The sequence below is a fragment of the Chitinophaga sp. genome (genome assembly GCF_039596135.1).
In the GTDB taxonomy this organism is placed as follows: domain Bacteria; phylum Bacteroidota; class Bacteroidia; order Chitinophagales; family Chitinophagaceae; genus Chitinophaga.
This window is the reverse complement of sequence record NZ_JBCNKH010000002.1, coordinates 300,585-323,974: the sequence shown is the minus strand read 5'-3', so window position 1 is coordinate 323,974 and position 23,390 is coordinate 300,585. Positions and strand designations below refer to the sequence as shown.

The 23,390-nt window shown below is 46.2% G+C and carries 16 protein-coding genes; 2 read left to right on the top strand and 14 right to left on the bottom strand.

Annotation, left to right across the window (positions count from 1 at the left end):
• Positions 1-15 precede the first annotated feature (15 nt).
• From ABDW16_RS03215 to ABDW16_RS03180, 8 genes are all read right to left on the bottom strand, one after another.
• Positions 16-1,044: a FecR domain-containing protein gene (locus tag ABDW16_RS03215; RefSeq protein WP_343667709.1), complete on the bottom strand. Its 1,029-nt coding sequence runs from the start codon at positions 1,042-1,044 to the stop codon at positions 16-18.
• A 45-nt stretch (positions 1,045-1,089) separates the two neighbouring features.
• A complete protein-coding gene (locus ABDW16_RS03210) occupies positions 1,090-1,704 on the bottom strand; it encodes a sigma-70 family RNA polymerase sigma factor (protein WP_343667675.1) in 615 nt (204 codons plus the stop codon).
• A gap of 43 nt (positions 1,705-1,747) precedes the next feature.
• Complete coding sequence (locus ABDW16_RS03205; RefSeq protein ID WP_343667674.1) at positions 1,748-2,812, bottom strand: DUF5009 domain-containing protein; 1,065 nt, start codon at positions 2,810-2,812, stop codon at positions 1,748-1,750.
• A gap of 53 nt (positions 2,813-2,865) precedes the next feature.
• Complete coding sequence (locus tag ABDW16_RS03200) at positions 2,866-3,303, bottom strand: hypothetical protein (RefSeq protein ID WP_343667673.1); 438 nt, start codon at positions 3,301-3,303, stop codon at positions 2,866-2,868.
• Between the two features lie 89 nt (positions 3,304-3,392).
• Positions 3,393-4,058, bottom strand: coding sequence for a deoxyribonuclease V (gene nfi, locus ABDW16_RS03195; RefSeq protein ID WP_343667672.1), 666 nt, complete (start codon positions 4,056-4,058; stop codon positions 3,393-3,395).
• 135 nt (positions 4,059-4,193) lie between these two features.
• Positions 4,194-5,660, bottom strand: a complete 1,467-nt coding sequence (locus tag ABDW16_RS03190; RefSeq protein ID WP_343667671.1) for a RagB/SusD family nutrient uptake outer membrane protein — start codon at positions 5,658-5,660, stop codon at positions 4,194-4,196.
• A 16-nt stretch (positions 5,661-5,676) separates the two neighbouring features.
• A complete protein-coding gene (locus ABDW16_RS03185; protein WP_343667670.1) occupies positions 5,677-8,919 on the bottom strand; it encodes a TonB-dependent receptor in 3,243 nt (1,080 codons plus the stop codon).
• Between the two features lie 294 nt (positions 8,920-9,213).
• Positions 9,214-10,605, bottom strand: a complete 1,392-nt coding sequence (locus tag ABDW16_RS03180; RefSeq protein ID WP_343667669.1) for an alpha-L-fucosidase — start codon at positions 10,603-10,605, stop codon at positions 9,214-9,216.
• A 225-nt stretch (positions 10,606-10,830) separates the two neighbouring features.
• On the opposite strand from ABDW16_RS03180, the gene ABDW16_RS03175 reads away from it, so the two are divergent.
• A complete protein-coding gene (locus ABDW16_RS03175; protein ID WP_343667668.1) occupies positions 10,831-11,688 on the top strand; it encodes an OmpA family protein in 858 nt (285 codons plus the stop codon).
• 263 nt (positions 11,689-11,951) lie between these two features.
• Entirely contained in the window at positions 11,952-14,069 is a 2,118-nt protein-coding gene (locus tag ABDW16_RS03170; protein ID WP_343667667.1) for a tetratricopeptide repeat-containing sensor histidine kinase, read from the top strand.
• A gap of 6 nt (positions 14,070-14,075) precedes the next feature.
• Here ABDW16_RS03170 and ABDW16_RS03165 read toward each other — a convergent pair whose 3' ends face one another.
• The 6 genes from ABDW16_RS03165 to ABDW16_RS03140 all read right to left on the bottom strand — a co-directional run bounded on the left by ABDW16_RS03165 (position 14,076) and on the right by ABDW16_RS03140 (position 23,380).
• On the bottom strand, positions 14,076-14,663 hold the full coding sequence (locus tag ABDW16_RS03165) for a sigma-70 family RNA polymerase sigma factor (RefSeq protein ID WP_343667666.1): 588 nt from the start codon (positions 14,661-14,663) through the stop codon (positions 14,076-14,078).
• A gap of 90 nt (positions 14,664-14,753) precedes the next feature.
• A complete protein-coding gene (locus ABDW16_RS03160; RefSeq protein WP_343667665.1) occupies positions 14,754-15,284 on the bottom strand; it encodes a collagen-like protein in 531 nt (176 codons plus the stop codon).
• A 98-nt stretch (positions 15,285-15,382) separates the two neighbouring features.
• Positions 15,383-16,408, bottom strand: a complete 1,026-nt coding sequence (locus ABDW16_RS03155) for a type IX secretion system membrane protein PorP/SprF (protein ID WP_343667664.1) — start codon at positions 16,406-16,408, stop codon at positions 15,383-15,385.
• 6 nt (positions 16,409-16,414) lie between these two features.
• Complete coding sequence (locus ABDW16_RS03150) at positions 16,415-18,181, bottom strand: OmpA family protein (RefSeq protein ID WP_343667663.1); 1,767 nt, start codon at positions 18,179-18,181, stop codon at positions 16,415-16,417.
• Between the two features lie 16 nt (positions 18,182-18,197).
• Positions 18,198-19,205: a PorP/SprF family type IX secretion system membrane protein gene (locus ABDW16_RS03145; RefSeq protein WP_343667662.1), complete on the bottom strand. Its 1,008-nt coding sequence runs from the start codon at positions 19,203-19,205 to the stop codon at positions 18,198-18,200.
• Positions 19,206-19,222: 17 nt separating this feature from the next.
• A complete protein-coding gene (locus ABDW16_RS03140) occupies positions 19,223-23,380 on the bottom strand; it encodes a PKD domain-containing protein (protein ID WP_343667661.1) in 4,158 nt (1,385 codons plus the stop codon).
• Between the last annotated feature and the right edge of the window lie 10 nt (positions 23,381-23,390).

The window sequence follows — 23,390 nt, the reverse complement described above, 5'->3', positions numbered from 1 at the left end:
CCTCCGCGTACTCCCTTACTTTCCTGATGTGATGACCAGTTCCTTTTTGGAAGGTTGATCGATTGTTACGTTTAGCGTAGTAGTAATTACAGTTAAGAGTTCTTCAACATTCGTTACGTTAATATCTCCTTCAATCTTTAACTTTCTGAGTGAGGCATCAGCTACTTTTACGGTATAGCCATAGTTATCCTGCAGTGTTTCTATGATCTCACCTAAAGTGGCGTCTGTAAACGTAAGCTGTATCTCGGTCCAGCGCTTTATCTTCTCGGGCTTATCTAACTTTCTTGTTAATAGTAATTTGTTGTCTGCGTATTCCACATAGTCACCAGGCAACATGACGAGCGAGCGATCCTTATTATAATCTACTTTGATCTTACCGGTGATTAATCCAACTTTGGTTTTGCCATGGCGGCTTCTTACATTGAAGGATGTACCCAGTACTTCTATATTAATGCCATTGCTATGTACTATAAATTGCTGGCCGGGACCAGTTCGGTTGATATGTTTTACATCGAAATAGGCTTCACCTTCTATCCATACTTCTCTTGGTTTTGTGTCGCTCCATTCTTCGCTGAATGAAATAGCAGAAGATGCATTGAGTGTTACAGTGCTGTGGTCTGGCAAGGTTACTGTTCTCATTTCTCCATAACCAGTTGCTATCTGTTCCATGTGAGACCGGAAGTAATGGTTCACTATCATATAACCTCCGGCAGTCACAACAAGTGCAACTGCTGCTGCACGCACCCAGTTGTTTAACCAACGCATACGGGCAGGGCGGGCACCCTGACTTTCTATCGTAGCCGTGATCCTTTCGAGTACACGGGCCTTGTTATCTTTATTGTCCCAGAATTCCTGTGACCGGTAGGAACGGATCACATTGACAGCAAACTCAAAGTTGGCAGCTGCAGCAGGATACTGTACAGGGAACTCACTCCAGAATTGTGCTACTACAGGGTCTTGTTCCTTGCCTGATACCCATTTAACAAAAGCATCATCATCCAAAAAATCCTGTAGTGAATACGCTAAATATTTATCATTGTTCATCACGCTATCCCCTGTTTATTGGTATTATACATGACATAGTAAAAATTATCCCTCCGGAAGAGGAATTTTTTTTGAAAAATTTTTCAGCAGGAAAAAAAGGCAGCTTATAAGCAGCCAGGTTTGTTTGTTGGAGGCCTTTTGCAGGTTATCGAGGGCTTTATATAATAATTTATACGTGGAACTCACATTGATGTCCATGATCGCGGAGATCTCTTCGTAGGACATGCCTTCGTAAAATCGGAGGAAGATGATCTCCTGTTGCCGGGCAGGGAGCGTATTGACCAGGTCGATTACCTGTTTGCGCAGTTCCTGCTCCTCCTGCCGGAAAGATGCATCGGGAATAAAGTTGACAGTAAAGCCACCTCCCTCCCCTTCCAGTTCCACAAATTTGGAAAGGGACTGGAGCTTGCGGAATAAGGTAGATCGGAATGCTTTGTACAGGTAATTTTTTACAGATACAGGTTGACCCAGTCGCTGGCGGGTAGTCCATATTCTCACAAAGAGATCGTGTACTACGTCGTGAATGAGGTCTTCATCGCGCGTGAACTTACGGCCATAGTTGTTCAATAGTTCATAAAACTCTCCATAAAGAGCGGTGAAGGCATCCCAGTCCCCCTGTTTAAACGCATTCCACCATAACACGTGACTCTCCGATTGCATTGGCAGTTGATTTTGGAAGACGCTTAATAATACAAAAAACCGGTCAAATCTTCACTATAATATTTCGCTTGTACATGATCCATACAGGTATGAGCATGAGTAGTACCAATGTAATGGCCGCTGCCAGAGAGGCATTGAGCGGCGATAACCATGGCATGAACAGGGAGGATGGTATACTGTGTATTCTGGGTACCAGTCCGGACAGTACATAAGCTGTAATGGCATTGCGGCCAAAGGCCACAAAGGGAGCAGTACCTCTTTTATACCCCTGCACGTCTATCAGCCAGTAACAGAGTGCCAGCCCCATAGTAGCTAACCCTGCTGTAAACAATACGAATGAACTGGTCCACAATTGTTTATTGATGGGAAAAAAGCCATCCCATATCAATCCCACAAGTACTGACAGGAACCCTGCTGCAAATAACCAGGCGACCTTGTCTGCTTCCGGTTTATCTTTTCTCCTTACCCAATCGCCAACCATGATCCCTAATAAGCCGGTACCAATGGCAGGCAATGTACTTAAAATGCCTTCAGGGTCCCAGGTGCGGGATTGCTTCCAGAGGTGATCAGGGGTGAGAATAGTTCTGTCCAGCCATGCGCCTAAATTGGTTTCCGGCTCCAGGTTGGGGTAGCCCACACCTGGTACAGGCACGAGGGTCATGAGCAGGTAGTATACTATTAATAAACCACCACAAATCCAGATCCTGGTTTTACTGCCCGTTTTCAGGTATAATAATGATATGACGAGGTAAACGACCGCAATCCTGGCCAATACACCGGGTATACGTACGTGTGCGAAGTCAAACCGGGGTATGAGACCAAAAGCCAGTCCGATGCCAAATATGATGGCCGCGCGGCGAAATATGTGGAGGATGAGGGATTTATGTAAGGAAGGATCTTCCCGTCTGCTGCTCAGGGCAAATGATACCGCTACCCCTACCATAAAGAGAAAGAACGGGAATACCAGGTCTGTAGGTGTGCAGCCATTCCATTTGGAGTGCTCCAGGGGAGCGTAGATGTGGCCCCAGTCGCCGGGGTTGTTTACGAGGATCATGCCCGCTACGGTGACACCGCGGAAAAAGTCCAGGGAAAGTAAGCGCTGTTTCATAGAATGAAAAATATATAAAAAAAAGGAATCATTATAGTGATTCCTTTTCTCATTTATTCTTTCCTGGCTGTCTGCATTTTGACCAGGGTCGCCCTGTCGTAAAATACCAGTTTACTTATTTTTAAGGATTGCCCGTCTACAAATTGAATATCCACCTGGTAATAGTCAGGGAACTTATCTTTGGGGGCATAGTACCTGCACCTGAAAAACACTGTACTATCTGTCTTCATCGCTGTCACTGCGGGTATGGTCATCTCTGCCACATCCCTGATACTCTCTGCGGCTCCTTTCATGCTCGCCTTCAGATGATCATCGTATTTTACTCTACCCTGATCCAATAGTTCCGCGGCTTTATCGGGTCTTCCATCCTGTATGTATTCCATAAAGCTGATGGCGACTTCCCGCTGATCTAAGTTTCCCATGGACTGGGCAGCGGCAGGTTGCAATGCCAGCAGGCATAGCACCATGGAAAGTAAATAGTTGTTTTGCATACGAAGGGGAATAAATGGTGGTTGAATTTGAATACGAGTCTTTGGATTAGACAGGCCTTGCTCCGACAGGTTTAAATTTATCCGTACTTTTAACCGTTCTTATACGCCAGCAGCGCTTCCCTCCCATAATGATCTGCCTTACGCGTAGTCTCCGGCAACCGATATTCTACCGCCATTTTCAACACGATATCTGTAGCAGTTGCAATACTGATCTTATGCCCCGGTGAAACAAACACAGGGTTGATACCGGGTTGCGTACGCAATACATTGCCTACGGGCTCACTATTATCTTCTGCCAGTAAAGAGGATGTACTACCCCGTTCTGCTGCCGGCGGTTCGAAATCACCAAACAGGCGGGTTTTGCCACATCCTAATGTCGGTATGTTCAATACCACACCCAGGTGACAGGCCAACCCAAATCGTCGGGGATGCGCCAATCCATGACCATCACAGATAATCAGGTCTGGATGCAGTTCCAGTTTCTTCCAGGCTTCCAGTAAGACAGGCATTTCTCTGAATGAAAATAATCCGGGAATGTAAGGGAAGGTGACGTGCATAACATGGGTAGCAACAGCCTTTACTGCCAGTGTATGAAAGTCCAGTACAGCAATAGCACCCGCTATCAGGTCGGTTTCTTTATCATATTCGACATCCACGCCGGCTATGAGTTGTAGGTTTTCGGGTAACTGATCTGTCAGTACCAGTTGTTGGCGAAGGGTTTTCTGTAGTTCGATAGCAGCTTGTTCTGTTAGCATGCTATAAAGGTAAAAAAAGGGGCTGTATCAAAAATAAAAGTACCTCCTGAGAATTGCTTAAAAGACAACTTGTCTCCATCAGGTACCCGAATAAAAAGAGGCTGTACCGTACTTTTGATACAGCCCTTTTCTGTTTTAGTATCCTGTATTCTGCTCATACAAGCCCCCACTCGCGGAAATCTCCGCTGATGGTACCGGGTAAATCACATATGCAGGCACCACTGTTTCCACATTCGTCACTGCATCTGCTGCTATCCATGCATTCATCGTCGTTACTGCCATGCCCTCACGTACCAGGTCATTCCATCTCAACCCTTCGCCTAAGAATTCTTTTCTGCGCTCTTCCATCAGCTGATCCAGCGTTACGTTGGACAAGCTACTCAGACCCGCTCTTGCTCTCACCTGGTTCACAATCGCATCCACATCTGCCTGTGAGCCCGAAGCACCATGTAAGATACATTCCGCTTTCATCAGCAGCACATCTGTATAACGCAGTACGATGAAGTTAATAGGCCAGTCTGTACCACTGGTACCTTTGTAAGCCGTGTTGATATACTTTTTGATAAACGGAGCTGTTGTATACGTAGTTGCGATATTGAAGGTTTTGCGTGTATCAGTATCGCCGTAAGAAGTTTTAAGATTGCTGGTCACTGCAAAGTTGCTTGCGCCATATCCATTCCCATATGTATTGGACAATCCTAAACTGGTCCAGTATGCCACCGGTACGAGGTAACTTGGAAAACCCGCGCCATTGGAGCTACTCATGAACTGTACATCAAAGATCACTTCTGCATTATTCTCATTGGTATAAGAGAAGATATTTGAATAACTGCTCAAAAATGAATAAGTGCCGCTCGCGATAATTTCATTGAACAATGCCAGTGCTTTGTCATATTCACCACTGTTTAAACCCGGACCTTCTATGCCATAGTCAGGACCGGAACGGGTGAGGTATACCTGGCCCAGCAAGCCCTTGGCTGCATAGGAAGTGGCCCTGCCCACATTGGAACCGGTATAGCTGGCAGGTAAATGTGCGCCTGCATAAGTGAGGTCGGAAATAATGGTATCATATACCTGTGACACGGCTGTTCTCGGTACAGTAGCCGCTTCTGAAGACGTCATGGCTGTGGTGATCAAAGGTACTTTACCAAATAATTTCACCAGTTCGAAATAATAGAACGCCCGCAGGTAGTGGCATTCAGCTATGAGTCGTGCGCGCAGTGTTGTATCTGTTACTACACTACCTTTAGTGGCAAATGCATCCAGCGTGCTGTTTGCATTATAGATCGCATTGTAGTTATTCTGCCATGCATTCGTGATGAATGTAACCGCCGTAATGTCTGGCGACATATCGTTGATGCCTTGCCAGTCGCGGTTACCATCAGAGATGGCGTTGATATTATCACTCCGCATCTCTCCCAGCCACAAGGCCATAGAAGGATAGTTCTTCAGCCCTGAATAAACCCCATTCACCGCCTGCACAAAATCATTTTGTGTTGAGTAAAAATTGCCTGTAGTTGTACTGGATACCGGCGTCTGATCCAGCTGTTTGGAGCAGGAAGCAAATAGCAGACCCAATAAAAATATATATCCTGATCTCATCGTTTTACTTTTTAAATTAGAAGGTGACATTCAAACCAATAACCGCAGATTTGGTCAAAGGCACTGCGCCATAATCCCCTGGCAATGCATAGCTGCTGTTACCACTGGTATTGGTATTTTGTGCTTCGGGGTTTGCACCGCCTTTGTATTTATCATGGCTGAACCAGTTCTGTAAAGAAGCTGTGATACGCGCGCCACTGATAGCATTGGTTCTGAGAATGTGTTTCAGGTTGTACCCTAAGGTGATGTTCTGAATACGCCAGAAGTCAGTGCTATAGATCCAGTCGGATGTTACGTTAGGCACGGTGAAAGTAGAGGCAGCTTTACCACGGGGTGCGCTGAAGTTCTGGTTAGCATCCGTATACCTGTCTCTCCATACTCCCAGGGTATTGGCAGTGGTACTACCGGAAAAGTCGATCGCCCTGCCCAGGTAAGAAAGGATGGAACCACCATGCTGACCATAGATAGTTACCCCCAGGTCAAAGTCTTTATACTTGAAAGTATTGGTGAGGCCCCAGGTATATTTAGGCGTAGGCTGGCCATACACCACCCTGTCTGCAGAAGTAATGGAACCATCGCCATTCGCATCGTAATACTTAGGATCTCCTACCCTCTCTTTGGTAACTCTTGCCACACTCGCATCGTCGATATCCGCCTGTGTGAGCAGACCATTTACTTTCGTTACATAATAGCTGAACAGCGGCAGACCTTTCTTCAACAGGTATGGTGCATTGCTACCACTGTAAGCAGAAGATATTTCAATTGGTGCGCCATCAGGACCCAGTTCCAGTACTTTGTTCTGGTTGAAAGCGATGTTTGCATTGGTAGACCATTCAAAGTTTTTCAGGCGAACGTTCACACTGTTCACACCGATTTCAAGACCCTGGTTTTGTACAGCACCAATGTTCTGTAAGCTGGTTGTAAAACCACTGGCACCTACTACAGGCAGGTTCAGCAGCAGATCGGTATTTTTCTTTCTGTATACATCCACGATTACATTCAGGCGGCTGCGCAGAAAACTACCATCAATACCGGCATTCCAGGTAGAGGAAGTTTCCCATTTCAGGTTAGGATTTGCCAGACCTGATACCACCTGCCCAGTAGCAGCAGTAGCACTGTTACCACCAAAGCTGTAAGTAGCACTGGTGAGTGTAGGGATAGAACCATAATCGCCAATGTTGTTATTACCCGATTTACCCCAGCTCACACGTAGTTTCAGGTCATTGATAAAGCTTACACTTTTCAGAAAAGGTTCTTCTGACAAGCGCCATCCGATGGAAGCAGAAGGGAAAGTACCCCAGCGGCTGTCAGCCCCAAACCGGGAAGATGCATCTTTTCTTAAGCTGGCTGTCACCAGGTATTTACCTGCATAATCATATTGTACCCTGCCGAACCAGGAGTACAACGTGTTGTTGCTTTCGCTGGTAGAACCGGTAGTCGTCACACCTGAACTATTGGGAATGGCATTGTTCAGTGTTTGAATAATATCGTTGGCAAAACCACCTGCTGTGGCAATGCTGAAGTTTTCGTAGTGTACCCTGTTGAATGATTCACCCAATACTGCCGAGATGTTGTGCTTACCTGCGATCGTTTTGGCATAAGTGAGGGTATTTTCGTTGATGAAGTTTTGTTTGGTATAACCGCCATAGGAGCCGGAAGCATTCTTACCTGGATTGGTAACCAGTTCTGTGGCAGCACCAACCACTACATCATCAGGAATATATCTTTTAGTAGTGAGGTTCATCTGGTCCAGGTTTATGGTAGACTTCAGTACCAGGCCCGGAATTATTTCATACTGACCATACATGGATCCCAGCAGGCGGGTTGTCTTTACAAGGCTGGTCACTTCTTTCAGGTAAGCATAAGGGCTGATCAGTTTTGCACTTGCCCAGGTGTAGGTAGAACGGCCACCGGCACCCGTCATATTACCAGCGGTAGATTCAACCACCGGCACCATTTGCAGGGCTTTCATCACCTGGTTATCTTTACCTTCTGCATCAGGTGCATGGTTTTCAGAGTAGCTCGGAGCAAGGTTCAGCCCTACTTTTACGTGCTTGCCTACATTCGCTTCCACATTGGCCCTGGCGCCATAATTCTTAAAAGAAGAATTGATAACGGTACCTTCCTGGTCCAGGTAATGGCCAGAAATAAAGTAATGCACATTGTCTGTACCACCACTGGCAGATACTTCGTAGTTACCGAAAGGAGCAGTTCTGAAAATCTCATCCTGCCAGTCCAGATATGTAAGACCAGGGTGGCCAGGTTCTGCCCAGCGATCATCCGTCATATAAGAAGTGTTGACTACACCGCTTGCCAGTCCTAAGATAGCCGCACGTTCTGCATTTGTCTGGGTAGCAGATCTACCGGTGCCGGATGCTACCCAGTTAGTATTGGCTACTTCAGTCGCCATTTTCACCCATTCGTCTGCACTCAGTACATCTGTTTTGCGTTGTATTTTACTTAAACCGGTAGTGGCATTGAAAGCGATTTTCGCTTTGCCTGACTGCCCTCTTTTAGTTGTGATGATTACAACGCCGTTGGCAGCACGGGAACCGTAGATGGCGCCGGCAGCAGCGTCTTTCAGCACCTGTACACTTTCGATATCGTTCGGGTTCAGATTATTGAGCGGGCTGGCGGTAAAACCACCGGAGCCGTTATTGCTTACTACATCTAACGGGAACCCGTCTACTACATATAACGGTTCAGTACCGGCAGTTACAGATCCACCACCACGTACGGTGATGCTCAGGCCCTGTCCGGGCATACCAGTTTGTTGTTTTACCTGTACACCGGGCATTTGTCCAATCAGTGCCTGTTCTACTCTACCCAATGGTTTTTCGATCAGGTTGCCGGTGGGCATGGTTGTTACTGCACCCAGGATGTTTCCTTTTTGTTGGGTACCATACCCTACTACCACTACTTCGCTCAGTGCACTTTCTGAAGAAGCGAGTTTTACGGTAAGATGTTTCTGACCGCCAACAGGCACTTCCTGCCTGCCATAGCCTACATAAGAGAATACCAGCACTGCATACTGGTCAGGTACATTGATAGTGAAGGTACCATCTGTGCCGGTAGAAGTTCCGGTGCCAGTGCCTTTGAGCTGTACGCTTACACCTGGTAATGGTTGTCCTTTTTCATCTGTCACTTTACCGGAAATAGGGATCGTTGCTGCAATGGATTGCAAGCAGCTGAGCAGGATCAATACGCAGGTTACGAATGGCATAAATATGGCCATTCCGCGCCTTCCTTGTTTTTGCATCTCGAAGTCGGTTTAATTAGTAAAAAGCATGGAGGCTGCTATAGTTGGCGATAGCAGCAATAAATATTGCAAGTAAAAATGGAGTACTACTATTGGTGGTAGCAGTGGGTTGTTGTACTACAGTTGGTGGCAGTAGTAGCGAATCGGGGGCAAATATACAAAGTCTACTAAATTAGTAGGTAATTATTTTTAGGTTTTTTTTAACAGGATAGATTATTCCAAACTAAAAATCTTTTGCCTTCGGCAAAAGATTTTTAGTTTGGAGGCTTTTTAAAAAAAGAAAGAATTATTTATCTACTTTCTTTCATCGTATACGCCAAATTCTGCGATGGCAGGAGGTGCGCTACTTTCTTCAATTTTTATTCTCACTTTTCCGCCTCTCACTGTATCAAACCGGTGTATCCTTACACGTCCCTGTTGCACACCGGCAGGTAAAGGTTTCCACACACCACCATCGTTGTATTCTAACTGGTACTTTTTAATATGATCACCATCTTCTACAATGGTCACCATATTGAAATCTTTTTCCCGGTCAAAATCCACTTCGTACCAGGGTTGTTTCACCTCGGCATTTGACTGCCAGCTGGTACGGAAATTATCATCATTTGCAAAATCCATGATATTCATATCATCACTCCAGCTGGAATTGCTGTACTGGTACTTCGCAAAGTTCTGTGCGGTAATGGGCGCTGCTCCTTTTGGCAACGCAGGTAATGGTCCGGCTGGTTTCCACATTTTTCCAATCTGTGTCAATGCGGCTACCGCATTGTCGTCAATGAGACCTTCCCGGTTCGGCGCCACGTTCAGGATGAAGTTGCACCAGGCTTTATTCAACTGAACCAGGTTGTCATTTACCAGTTTCACCGGATCTTTTACAGGAGTGGTCGGGAAACTTGTTTTCCAGAACCAGTTCTGGTTGATGGGTAAACAGGACAATGCAGGCAGCTGATTACTTTCTTTTGAAATGTGCTGACCAGCACCCTGTTCATATGATTTGATGTCTGTGTAAAAGAGTGCATCTGTCGGATATTTCGCTGCATTCAGGTCCATGAGCAGACAGTTGGGCTGCAATGTTTTCACCAGGTGATAAATGTCATCAAACGGTACATCTTCGTAAGAGATGCGTGACCAGGGGGCATCCCATCCATCTATAATCAAAGCTGTGATTTCCCCGTAATTGGTGAGTAATTCTGTGAGCTGCGCTTTGATCATTTCAATATCCTGACGGGTGATGCCGTGGGGACGCAATTTGTGATGGGTATCCAGGATGGAATAGTACAGCATTACTTTCAATCCTTTTGCGCGAAAAGCGGTTACATATTCTTTCACGACATCACGCTTCAGCGGACTATTCATAACATTGTAATCCGTAGTCTTTGTATCCCATATACAGAACCCGCTATGGTGTTTAGTGGTCAGGCAACCGTACGCCATATTCGCGGCTTTTGCAGTTGCAGCCCACTGGTTACAATCCAATCTGGTCGGATTGAAAGCAGTAGCGGGTGTTTCAGGATCAGGCCAGTCCTGGTCCATGAAAGTAGGAATGTTGAAGTGAATGAACATACCAAACCGCAGGTCAACAAATTGTTGCTGTAGTGTGGATAACGATTTTGATTGTGCGCTTAAAATGGCTGGTGATAAACACAGCACCCCTGCCAGCAAGCGGGAAAAGAGTTGTTTCTTCATATGAGACCTTACGTGGTAAATAAAACCTAATATAATATAAGCATTACGCACTGCACACATCCTGCTAAACTACTATCATGATTGGTGAAATTGCCATCAATCTCATCATTTTAACAAATTTAAAGGTATGGTTCACCCCGCCAAAACACATTGTGGCAAGGTTTTGGAATTATAGCAGGTGCAGGTATCAATTTTAGAGAGTCATTTAATTTAAATACAATTTATATGAAACTAAGGATCATGATTTTGGTAGTATCGTTGCCTGTATTATTGTTTTCCTGCGTGGGTACGAAGAAGTACAAGGCTTCTGAGGCCCGCTATGCTTCTCTGAGTGAGAAATATGTTGCACTGCAGGGCCAATTACAGGATTGCCAGCGCAGTCTTCGTGATTCCACTGCTGCTTTTGAACATCGCAGAAATATCGCAGACGAACGTACAGAAGGACTGAAAAAGAACAATAACGAACTGCTTGATCAGCTGAAAAACCTGTCTGTAATCAGTAATTCACAGGCTGAAAGCATCAAGAAATCATTGGATAATATAGGTGCGAAGGATGCCTACATCCAGGACCTGCAATCAGCGATTGCCAAAAAAGACTCCCTCAACATGGCATTGGTCATGAACCTGAAGGGAGCTATCGGCGACCTGAATGACCAGGATATCAACATCAAGGTTGAAAAGGGTGTAGTGTACATAGACATCTCCGACAAACTGCTGTTTGAAAGTGGTAGTTACGACATTACAGCACGGGCAAAAGAAGTACTGGGCAAAGTGGCCAAGGTGCTGAATAACCAGCCCAATATCGAGTTCATGGTAGAAGGTCATACTGATACCAACCCGTATAGAAGAGGCGTGCTGCTGGACAACTGGGATCTGAGTGTGAAGCGGGCAACTGCCGTAACCCGTATTTTACAAAACGATTACGGCATCAATCCGGCACGTATCACTGCTGCTGGTCGTAGCGAATACATTTCTGTAGCCACCAACGATACACCAGAAGGACGGGCGGCCAACCGCAGAACAAGGATTGTTATTTTGCCGCAACTGGACCAGTTTTTCAAGTTGTTAGAAAAGAAGCAATAATTTGATGGCTGAGGATCATGAAAGTGGTCCTCAGTTTTTTCTATCCCCATACAAGAGATCCCTGAAATTTAATCGCATTAAAAATCCCTATTAATTGAAAAAGTATCCTTATATCATTATACCACTTACATGTAATTTTTCACCCCCTGTTATACATCCTGCAAAAAACGCTTTAACTTACACTAGGGCGGACAATAGCCAATACCTGTTACAAAATGTTCTGCTAAAAAATAGTTTAGCGATTATTAACGTTATTAGATGTAATGTTTATTCGTAGTACAAAAGAATTATCCCTCCTGCGAGTGTTCTGGTATGTATTGTTAGTGTGCATACTTTCAGTAGGTATTGCCTGTAACCCCGGTCAACAGCAAAACGTTGATCACCCAATATTTTTCGATGCCGTCATCCGCCATACCGACAGCCTGGGAGCAGATCCTGACAGGGAGAGAGGTATACGATACCTGGATTCCGTATATGCAAATTTTCAGGATGCAGGCCCCGGCGATCTGTACCGTAAATACCAGTTCAAAAGAGGATATTATTACGACAAAGACTACTCAAAAAGCCTGATCTATTGCGACAGCATGCTGTATGTAATGAGAGATCTCAGGGACAACAAAAAGTACACAAAGTCTTATGTCAATGCGCTTTTGAATAAAGGGGATGTGCTGGTAGCACAAAAACGGCTGACTGAAGCTTTCGAATATTATTATCAGGCAAAACAAATAGGTGAAACCACTCATGACACTGCGTTCCTGGCTGACTATTACAATCAGCTGGGCATGATCTGCTACAGGCAGGAGAAATACACGCAGGCCGCTCAATATTTCAAAACAGCGACTCAGCTTCGCCTCATTTGTGGTGAGCAGAACTTTGCTGCTTTCTCATTCATCCAGGAAAATATTGATAATACTGCGCTTTCCTTTGATCGTGCCGGCAACTACGACAGTGCCGGTGTATATTTTGAGAAAGCCCTCAGTTATATCAGTGCAAATGAAAACCGGTTCAATACCGGGGCGAACGAAAAGCGCTATATCGCTACTGCAAAAGGTGTAATTTATGGCAATCAGTCTTTCATGTACCTGAAAAAGGGAGATACTGCCAGTGTGGAACCTCTCCTGCTGGAAAGTATCCGCATCAATAACCAGCCGGGTTATGCCAATGACGACGCCTATTTTACACTGTTGCGCCTGGCAAATCTCTACATCAATACCAACCGGATGCCCGAAGCATTCAATGTATTGAAACAGATAAAATCGGCACTGGATACCATCGCTCAGCCTGACAAAGAACTGCGCCTCAGGTGGCTCAAAGCAGAGCAAACCTGGTTTGAGAAAACAAAACAACCAGACAAGGCATACGCTTTCCTGAAAGAATATACCTACATCAAAGACTCGCTGGACGGCCGCAACCGGAAGTTTCATGAAGCAGACATCAGCCGGGAATTTGACAACGTAGCCCGTCAGCAGGAGATCATTACACTCAAAAATGACGACCGGCTCAAAACTGTCCTGCTGGTCATCGCAGGGCTCTTCCTGGCCTCTCTGATCACCATCTCCTTCCTGATCTGGAAAACATGGTTACGATCCAAGCAGAACCTGCAACTCGTGGGTATTCAGAATGACAGGCTTACTACTGCCCTACGCAACCTGGAAAGCCGTGACCAGGAAAATGCCGCCCTGCTCAAAGTCATCATCCATGACCTGAAAAATCCGGTAGGCAATATAGGGGCCATCGCAGGCTTACTGCTGGATGGCGATGAGTTCGACCTGGCGCAGCGCAAAGCTATGTACCAGATGATCGCCAACGCTGGCAACCAGGCATTTGAAATCATCAACCAACTACTCGAAAATAAGAACAAAGGACAACTGGCTGGTTTGAAATCAGAACTGACAGACCTTCGCCTCCTCCTGATGGAATGTATAGACCTGCTACAATTCAAAGCACAGCAGAAAAGACAACGCATCAGGGTAGGCCGTATACCCGCAGGTATGGCATACCTGGACAGGGACAAGATCTGGCAGCTCTTTACCAACCTGATTGACAATGCCATCAAGTTCAGTAGTGAAAGGTCAGTAATCAGTATCAGTGCTACCCGGACAGACAATACCTTTACCATTATGATCAAGGATAAAGGCATTGGTATTCCGCCGGAATTAAAGGAAAAGATCTTTGAGATGCACACTTCTGCCGGAAGACCGGGTACAGCCGGTGAACAGTCCTTTGGACTGGGGTTATCCATCTCCAGAAAAATTGCAGAAATGCACAATGGCCATCTGTGGTTTGAGAGTGTACCTGGTAAGGAAACAACCTTTTATGTAGAGCTCCCCTGTGAGCCTAGTAAGCAACCCGCTGTTAAAGGTGCCCGATTGAACGTATGATGTTGATTATAATACTGCTTCCAGTGCCTCACGCTCCATCAGTTTCCGCATGTTGATGATAGCATACCGAACCCTACCCAGGGCGGTGTTGATCCCTATATTGACGGTTTGCGCAATCTCCTTAAAACTCAGATCTGCATAGTAGCGCAGTATCAGCGCTTCCCGCTGTGTTTCCGGCAGGCGATCCATCAATGCCTGTACGGCGGTATTGGTTTCTTTGATGATAATGCGTTGCTCCTGGCTGATGTCCATACGACTATCGCCGCTGGTAATATCATCGTTGTAGATGAGCGCAAAGGCCGGACGCGCATTCTTTTTACGGAAATGGCTGATACAGCAGTTGTGGGCAATTCTCACTGCCCAGGCTATGAAACGGCTGTTGTCCAGATAATGTCCTTCGTTGAGCGCATTAATGATTTTGATAAACACATCCTGGAAAATGTCTTCTGCCAGGTGCCGGTCTTTTACTAACAACATGATGGTTGTAAAGATCCTGTTTTTATGCCTGTACACCAGTACCGAGAATGCACTATCGTCTCCCGATCTGTAGAGTTTTATTAGTTCTTCATCTGTCAATTCACTATATCTTTTCATGGTATGATTATTAGATGTTGATAAAAACTGGCCGCTCTCGATAAAGCAGCCCTGTTACTTGTGGTTTTGATGGAGATGGTCATTAGTAAACTAGTTCTTCAGATGCAGGTATGCTTTTACCTGTTCGTAATTGTTCCAGTCAATGCCTGCTTTGCGCGCAGCCTTGCCACCTGGAATGATTACATATCTGTATTGGAAAGCATTCTTTCCACTATCGTCAGTATAAGAGCTGAAGTCTGCATTGCTGTAGAGTTCAAAGCCACCTTCAAATAATGATACGTTGATGATGTAGTTGCCATTGAAATAAGGTAATGGCATCACCACCAGTTCACCAGCGCTTGTATAGTACTGGGTATATACTTTTACATCGCCGTTGTTCAGGATGTCTGTTGTGATCTTTGGTGCATCTACATCTACAAAGTACGTAGCATTGTCAGATGCCAGGCTGAAAGTAGCATCTGCCCATTCGGAATAAATGATACCTGCATTACCGGCTACTCCTGAGTCGCCTTTCTCACCCTGAGGGCCTGCAGGACCCGTGTCACCTTTCTTACAAGAAGTCATTCCAAGGGTAAGGGAGAACATACATGCCACGAATAAATAACCGAAAACCTTTTTCATAGTTTAAATTTTGATTGTTTGTTTTTGATTGAATTGTTTTGAAATAATTTTATCTCCATCCTGGTTTGCATATAGCGGGCCGGCGGCCCCAACTTGATTTAGAAATTGCGCGGACATAGATCTCCATATCTATTTCCTATTAAGAACCCAATCAATATCTCATGCGATCCCTTACTCACCGTATTCAATGAAGAGGTGGTATAATCATAGGCGTACCCGATATTGATAGTCGAATTGATATTCACTCCAAACATGGCTGCAAACCCATCCTGTATGCGGTAAGAAGCCCCGATCCACATCCGGTCACGATACTGAAATTTTGTATTCAGGTCAAAGCTGACCGGTGCAGCTGTAATCATTCTCACCATCACGGATGGCAACACACTGATATCATCATTGATAAATGCACGATACCCGCCTGAGAAAAACAGGTGCGGTACCAGCTTGCCTCTATACAAAGAATCACCCACTACTTTTCCATTGTCGTACGCGATCTGCTGTGGTATAATATTCTGTACAGCTGCACTGATATAATAGTTACTGCTGTACAGCATCAACCCCGCATTCACTTCCGGCCGCCACTTATTCAACTGTGTACTTGCTGCCACCACCGGATCTCCCGCCTGTTCAAAATCCAGCTTCGATGCATCCAGCGACATCTGCTGCACACCTACCGAAATACCTGCACTCACACTGGTTCGTGCAGAAATAGGGATATGATGTGCATATGTACCTGTGATGGAAAACCTGTTCAGCGGGCCAGTCTTATCATTCAGAATCGTCATGCCTACACCTGCATGTGCAGGCGGTGTGGTATACTGTTGCCAGTAAGCCCTGCCTCTTGGATTCTCACCAGGGGGTGTAAGCCCCGTGATACTTGCTTCGGGATAATCACTCTTGCGCAATGGGCCATGCACGGTGAGATAAGAAGTAACCGGGGCACCATTCAATCCTGCCCACTGATGGCGATGGCTTGCCTTTACATCCCAGTAGTTCTCAATGCCTGCCACAGCAGGGTTAATAATGAACGTATTGAGAATGTACTGGGTGTAGTGCGGTTGTTGCTGTGCATAGCTGCTGGCTGACCAGGCCAGCAGCAATAACAGCAGGGGTAATCTTTTCATGGTTTACTATTTAATCACTTTGAATTCCGTCCTTCTGTTCCTGGCCCTTCCTTCAGGATTATCTGATCCATCCGCGTTGGTATTAGGCGCTATCGGCACTGTAGCCGCATACCCCTTCCAGGTAAGACGTTCTGCTGCCACACCTTTGCTCACGAGGTAATCCACACAACTCTTTGCACGTGCGTCAGACAGTTTCCGGTTCAGCTCATCCGAACCCTTGCTATCTGTGTGTGCACTCAGTTCTATCTTCACTTCAGGATGTGCCTGCAGCATCGCTACCAGTTTATCCAATGCAGGATATGAAGCTGGTTGCAGGTATGATTGATTGAAATCGTAGTATACATTGTCCAGTACCACAGGCATCTCAGCTGGCGGTGGTGCTACAGCCACAGGTGTTTCAGGTACTGGTGGCGGAGGTGGCGGTGGTGGTGGCACACTCTTTTTCAGGGTAAACAACTCTAAGCAACAGCTGGCAGAACGATCAGACGATAACCATACTGACCCCAGGATATTGTCTTTACTCCCCTTGCTGGTGAAGTAGATATCATCCTTCACAGAGTTTACAGGATAACCGAAATTCACGGGTGTTGTATAACCACCTGCACTGTCTTTCGTATAGAAGAAATCATATCCGCCCATACCTACTCTCCCATCTGTAGAGAAGACCAATAAACCAGAAGGGCTATGATAATAAGGCGCCTGTTCATTGGAAGCCGTATTTACGACAGGACCTAAGTTCTTTGTGAAGAAAGGTGTACCGTCACCATTCAGTTGCGCTTCCCATATATCCAATCCTCCTTCACCACCAGGTCTGTCACTGGCATATAATAAACGCTTGCCATCGGCTGTTACAAAGGGCTGCTGTGCACTGAAGCCGGCTGCATTTACAATAGAATCCAGCAACACTGGCTCTCCCCAGGTATCACCATTTCTACGACTACTATAGATCGCCGCTTTCTTATTTTTTATCCACCGGGTCAGGAACATGGTATTGCCATCAGGCGTAACACTGATCACTCCCTGCTCTTCACTTTTTGGCTGTGCCAATGCCAGTTTGGAAATACTGTCTGGTACTTCACCACTGAACTTTGCACCATACACCCTGTTGGTAAATACGTGATTCTTTGCTGCACCGTTATCAGGTCTGGTAGACGTGAATAACAGGAGTGTATCACCTAACCATACCGGTGCATAGTTTGCACCTTCAGGGTTCAGGTTAGTATTGCCTTTTTCTACAGTGTATAGTGAAAGGTCAGGACGTGCCAGTTGCACGATAATGAAGTGCAGGTTCTGTTGTTCCCGCTTTGCATCTTCCCGGTATTTATCATCTGCCTGGTAAGTATCGAGGAAATAAGCAAATGCTTTTTCTGCCAGGTCATAGCGGCTCAATGCACGAAGTGATACGGCATAGTAATAAGGCGCTAATGGATATTCAGATTTTTCGAACTCCATGGCTTCTGCATACCAGGGCACTGCTTTGCTATAATCATGCAATAAGCGATAGCTCTCTGCCAGCTTATAAATGGCCTGGTGTTCAGAACTGACAGGCAGGGATTTTTTGCTGGCTACCTGTTGTGTATTGTAAGGTTTATAAACGGCATTGCTGACGATGGAGCGGTTGCCTGCCAGGTATTTTTCATAATACTGTGCAGCAGAATTGTAGTCCGCGTTCCTGAAATAATAGTCAGCAGCCTTGAGGTAATTGTATGCAAACTGGGCTTTGCCTGCCATGACTGCACCTAACAGTGCTGCTGTGAAGAAAATCTTTTTCATGGTTCTGTATTAGATGTTAGAGACGTGGGCACACAAATTCTACTTCAGGTGTTTTAAAGAGTTTTCTGCCTATCCAGGTCAGCGAGATCTCGAAGCTATTGGAGCCTCTCGCTATCTTACCCAGATCGGACGTGTTGATATCATAGCTGGCACCGAGGGTAAAGCCGCCATAGGTAAAGCCAGCATGAGGCGCAATTGCATCTTTGAAACGGTAGTTCACACCCAGCAGAAAATCGACTGTGGGGGTTACATACATCTGACCGTATGCACCTATCATCTTTTCTTCTGCATTGCCCTGGTGGAGGTATAATAAATTCGGCGTAATGCTAAAGGTTTCATTGATCGCTACTTTCACACCTGCGTGTCCTGTAAAGCGCATGGGGAAACGTGCATCGCCACTGGCACTGAACTGATCGGTAGGACGTGTAAGGTGACTGACACCAAAACCACCAAAGATGTTGTATTTCTTACCTGGCTCTGCGTCGTAATACAGTACACCCGCACCGGCATCGAAGGAGGTGGCAGATGTTCTGCTTAACGCTTCTGCACTCGGCGTGCCAGGGTTATAACCAGTCACCGGGTTCCACTGGTCACCAAAGGTGAGTTTGGAGGCATCAAAGCGGCGTTGGATTAACCCCACCTGGATACCGAATACCAACCTGTGTGTCTGGTTAGCGCCCAGCTTCACACCTGTATAAGATGCACTGGCATAACCGGTTGTATAGTTATATCCACCATCACCAGCGGATTGATTCAATACACTGGCGCCAATATTGAATTGCTTATTGGTGGTAATATCAGCGGCTACACCATAGGTGGCAAACGGACTGCTGATGTTACCCCACTGGGTACGGTATATAGCCGACACCCGGTAGTCACCATCAAAAGCACCGGTCAGTGCGGGGTTCAGCCAGGAGGGATACACATAGTACTGGGAGAAATGCGGATCAGATTGCGCATTTGCCCTATCAGCCATTACAAACAATAGCGGGCAAAGCAGGATGAAGGTGATGATATTTTTCATTGCGAGTTAATATTTGCTTATTGAAGTATCGTAACGTACCCGGTGAGAGGTGCGAACCCGTTTTTCAGTTTGATGATGTAGTAGTAAGTCGCCAACGGCAGCAGCTTGCCATTCCACATACCATCCCAGGGTGTATCGTAGCCGACAGACGAGTAGACCCTTTGTCCATACCTGTTGAATACTTCGATGGTGGCACCAGGATAATCTGCGAGGTTGGTTATTACCCAGCGATCGTTGATACCATCTCCGTTTGGAGAGAAAGCATTCGGTATTTTCACAGGTTTCAGCACTTTTACTTTCATCTGGTCCTGTGCACCACAGCTACCTTTTCCGATAGCCGTGAGCGTGTATACCTGGTCTGCCATCGCCACCAGCCATGGGTTCAGTACATTGGCAGATGAAAGCCCATCGCCCGGTGACCAGCGGAATACCAGTTGGGTGCTATCGTTGGCAGTGGCATTAAATTGTATAAGGGTGCCTTGTGGTACGACAAAGTCATCGCCGGCATCGATCACCGGTTGCAGGTAGACAACCACCTGGCTGCTCACCGGCGTAGATACACAACCTGCACCGTTGGTAACGGTGAGTTGTACAGTGTATTCACCGGGCATCGTGTATTCTTTTACCGGGTTACGGCTGGTAGAACTACTGCCATCGCCAAAGGTCCAGCTCCACGTAGTAATGTTGTCACTGGCGTCTGTACTCTGATCAGTGAATATGCTTTCAGTGCCCTGACAAAGTGTATCGGGCGATACGGAGAACTGGGCGACCGGTTGGGTATAGAAGGCACTCAGTACTTTGTCTTTACTGCTGCTGCAACCATATTTAGTAGTAGCGGTCAGTGTCACCGTATAACTGCCTGCCTGCTGATAAACATGCGTTGGCGAAGCAGTGGTACTGGTGGCTGTGCCATCGCCAAAGTTCCACTGATAGCTCATAGCCGATTTATCGGGTGTGGAAGCATTGTTGGTGAATTCCGCAATACCTTCCGGCATACAGATATGCTGTGGCAATGCAAAGTCGGTAGTCGGGTTCGGGTGTACAGCCACTGTGTTGGTAGCGGTATCACTGGCGCAACCATTATCGCTGACCGCTACCAGTTTCACAGTGTAGGTCTTCCAGACAGTGTATGTTTTGTTGAAGGTTGTATTATTAGTATGGCTCTCACTATTACCATCGCCGAAGTTCCAGTTCCAGGAAACAATGTTGCCTGCTGAGATGGTCGACTGATCGCTGATCGCTACCGCTTCGCCCAGACATACATCATTGGCCGTAAAGGCAGCTGCCGGTTTTGGATTCACTTTGATAGTACTCGAAATGGAATCTATACAACCACTGTTGGTAGTAAATACATACCAGATAGTGTGAGTGCCTGCACCTGCGGTGATCGGATTGAATACCCCGGCAGTGCTGGTACCCGGACCTTTATATACACCTGTACCTGTTACCCCATTCGTTACGGCGGCTTTCGCTACATCTACGGTTCCCTTCAGGTTTACACAGACAGAATCCAGTTTGGTGTAAGTGAGTTTTGGTTTCAGCTTGAAGACCGCAGTCACGGTAGTATCTTTTGTACAACCATTTGCAGTAGTCGCACTGTATTTGATAGTATATGTACCAAATGAGGTGTATGTATGTTGTGGATTAGCATCTGTGCTGGTGTTTGGATTGGCAGGTGTAGCAGCAGCATCCCCAAAGTCCCATGTATAGGAGCTCAGGGTTTGTGCATCCGGCACCGTCGTTGTGCTGGTGAACTGTACAATGCCATCTACTGCCAGGCAGTTGTCAGGATAGGTAAAGGAAGGCACCGGTTTGGCATACACAGTAACTGCTTTTGTAACAGTATCGCTCACACAGAGGTCGCTCACCTTTACAATATGTTTGATATTATAAGTGCCGTATGTATCGTAGTGTACAGTCTGTGCAGCAGCAGTTGTATTGTTAGCGATAGTGCCATTGCCGCCATCCCAGTACCATCCCACGATAGGACCACTGCCGCCAAAGGCCGACTGGTCTGTGAGCGTTACATCACCGCCTGCACATACACCCTGCACACTGGTATTGAAGTCTGCAGTAGGTCTTGGATAGATAGTGATGCTCGCTGTAGTATCTGCCACACAACCTTCTTCTGTAATCACACGCAGTTGTACATTCTGCTGGCCGGGCGCAAAGGCATGTGTCACATGCTGACCGCTATCCAGTACGGGGCCTGCAAATGTCCATTTCCAGCGATTGACATCGTATCCATTTCCGCTGGTGTCGCCAGTAAAGTAGACAGAGTCTTTTGTACACCCGGTATGGGTATAAGAGAACTTAGCGGATGGTTTCTTCTTAACTGTTACTGTGATTTTCACCTGTTCGGTGTGATCACATTTTTCAATTTCAGGGTTGGTATTTGTAATTGTAATATCGTAACTACCGGTATTACTGAACTGGTAAGTGCCCGGCAGGGTATATTTGTAATAGGGTACGCCATTTACGAGTTCCTGGCCAGAGCTCACGGGATTAGTGATGACCACATCATTGTTAGGTGTGATCACGCTACCCAGCTGACTGATTTGCCACACCATCTTTGTAGGATGATATGCCAGTAATACAGACAGTTCCACAGGCGTATTGGTACAGGTAAAGTCGTTCTTTACTTTGGCTGTATCATATTGGTTGTGAATGGTACCAACTGCATTCAGGTTATTGATAAGGGTACCTGCATTGTAGCCATAGCTTTCTACAGAACCTAATCCATACGTCACCGCGGTAAAGGCTGAGTCGCTGGACACAAGACATTGTGCCTGTGCTGCCGGCCAGCGTTTGATAACTACGGAATAACCTGGCAGGTTTGGATGTGCATATGTATAGTTCCACGCATTATTCAGCCCGTCTATTTTTAATGTTTGCGTACCTGATGTGGGAATGATCAGGGTGAGGTAATTCACCGTAATACTTTCCCTTGTATTGCGATAGAAGCCAATGTTTTTGATCGCCTGTTCAATAGGACTGAGATATACCATTTCAGGGTCGCCGTTACCGTTGGTGTTCGGACAGGATCCCGAAGAAGACATAAACTGTGCAACCAGTACCGGCTTATCTGCTTCTATATAATCGGCAGTACCACTGGTAAAACGGTAGTAACTATTTCCAATCAACCCGGTCAATACCACACCATTTCGTTTTACGACCGTAGTAGGATCTTTTACCACTACCTTATAGATATTGGTCATAAAAGTCGAAGGGCTATTGTCAGTACTGGTTGGCGCCAACAAATAGCGCTTTCCCCATGCCTGCGAAGGAAACACCTGCTGCATGTTGTTATCACCACTACCACTGCCACCAGGTGTACAGGTAATAGCTGTACGGCTACTACCGGAGAAAACTGCAATCGGATAACAGGTATCGGCGACGTTTGCAATAGAGCGAACTTTGGTTCCCGTTAGCTCTGGGCCTGAACTCCCATTCGTGCTTCCCACCACCTGGTAAATCTGTCCTTTATTCAATGTTACTGTAAAGGGCACATTGGCCAGGTTTCCATTTCGGGTCAGCGCAGAAGGTGTGATTTCCACAACTGTACTATCGTGACTCGCGATTACATACATCCAGGAAAAGCAATCTGAGGCATAGTTCTGCTCACTATTCAGCGATACATAATAATACCCCCAGGTATTGACAGGCAACAATGTAGTGGCACCGGAAGAAGCAGAACCAAATATGTGACCATATGCCACAATAGGTACATCGCTCACAATATGGATACCCTTGTACCTGAATATGCCTTCGCCACCTGTACCACCAAAAGCAGGCGGCACTGAATACAAACGCGCATCGTAGGTACCTCCCTTGGGAATATAATCAGTAGCAATTACCGTATTGGCCGGAATGGAGTAAGTACGGCTCCAGCCAAGGCTGTCTACCGATACAGTGACTACAGCAGGTTGCTCTGCACTCAGGTACAGCACCATCTCCTGTGAGTTGGTCCAGCCTGGCTCCATAAACTCATGGTGGCCATACGCTGTCCAGAACTCTGTTCCTTTATTGGAAAGGTTTTGTGCATGACCAGATAATACGATGACGAACAGCGAGACCAGTGTAAGCCACAAGGGGCGCTGTAACCTGCGGCTGTTGCCCCCACCCGTAGGTGGAGAGCAATAGCAAGCAGTATAATTTAAAACAGGATACTTCATGGGATAACTA

Bases quoted from the DNA above. Each gene is read 5' to 3' on its own strand.
- ABDW16_RS03215 (WP_343667709.1), bottom strand. From the start codon at position 1,044: ATGAACAATGATAAATATTTAGCGTATTCACTACAGGATTTTTTGGAT.
- ABDW16_RS03210 (WP_343667675.1), bottom strand. From the start codon at position 1,704: ATGCAATCGGAGAGTCACGTGTTATGGTGGAATGCGTTTAAACAGGGG.
- ABDW16_RS03205 (WP_343667674.1), bottom strand. From the start codon at position 2,812: ATGAAACAGCGCTTACTTTCCCTGGACTTTTTCCGCGGTGTCACCGTA.
- ABDW16_RS03200 (WP_343667673.1), bottom strand. From the start codon at position 3,303: ATGCAAAACAACTATTTACTTTCCATGGTGCTATGCCTGCTGGCATTG.
- nfi (WP_343667672.1), bottom strand. From the start codon at position 4,058: ATGCTAACAGAACAAGCTGCTATCGAACTACAGAAAACCCTTCGCCAA.
- ABDW16_RS03190 (WP_343667671.1), bottom strand. From the start codon at position 5,660: ATGAGATCAGGATATATATTTTTATTGGGTCTGCTATTTGCTTCCTGC.
- ABDW16_RS03185 (WP_343667670.1), bottom strand. From the start codon at position 8,919: ATGCAAAAACAAGGAAGGCGCGGAATGGCCATATTTATGCCATTCGTA.
- ABDW16_RS03180 (WP_343667669.1), bottom strand. From the start codon at position 10,605: ATGAAGAAACAACTCTTTTCCCGCTTGCTGGCAGGGGTGCTGTGTTTA.
- ABDW16_RS03175 (WP_343667668.1), top strand. From the start codon at position 10,831: ATGAAACTAAGGATCATGATTTTGGTAGTATCGTTGCCTGTATTATTG.
- ABDW16_RS03170 (WP_343667667.1), top strand. From the start codon at position 11,952: ATGTTTATTCGTAGTACAAAAGAATTATCCCTCCTGCGAGTGTTCTGG.
- ABDW16_RS03165 (WP_343667666.1), bottom strand. From the start codon at position 14,663: ATGAAAAGATATAGTGAATTGACAGATGAAGAACTAATAAAACTCTAC.
- ABDW16_RS03160 (WP_343667665.1), bottom strand. From the start codon at position 15,284: ATGAAAAAGGTTTTCGGTTATTTATTCGTGGCATGTATGTTCTCCCTT.
- ABDW16_RS03155 (WP_343667664.1), bottom strand. From the start codon at position 16,408: ATGAAAAGATTACCCCTGCTGTTATTGCTGCTGGCCTGGTCAGCCAGC.
- ABDW16_RS03150 (WP_343667663.1), bottom strand. From the start codon at position 18,181: ATGAAAAAGATTTTCTTCACAGCAGCACTGTTAGGTGCAGTCATGGCA.
- ABDW16_RS03145 (WP_343667662.1), bottom strand. From the start codon at position 19,205: ATGAAAAATATCATCACCTTCATCCTGCTTTGCCCGCTATTGTTTGTA.
- ABDW16_RS03140 (WP_343667661.1), bottom strand. From the start codon at position 23,380: ATGAAGTATCCTGTTTTAAATTATACTGCTTGCTATTGCTCTCCACCT.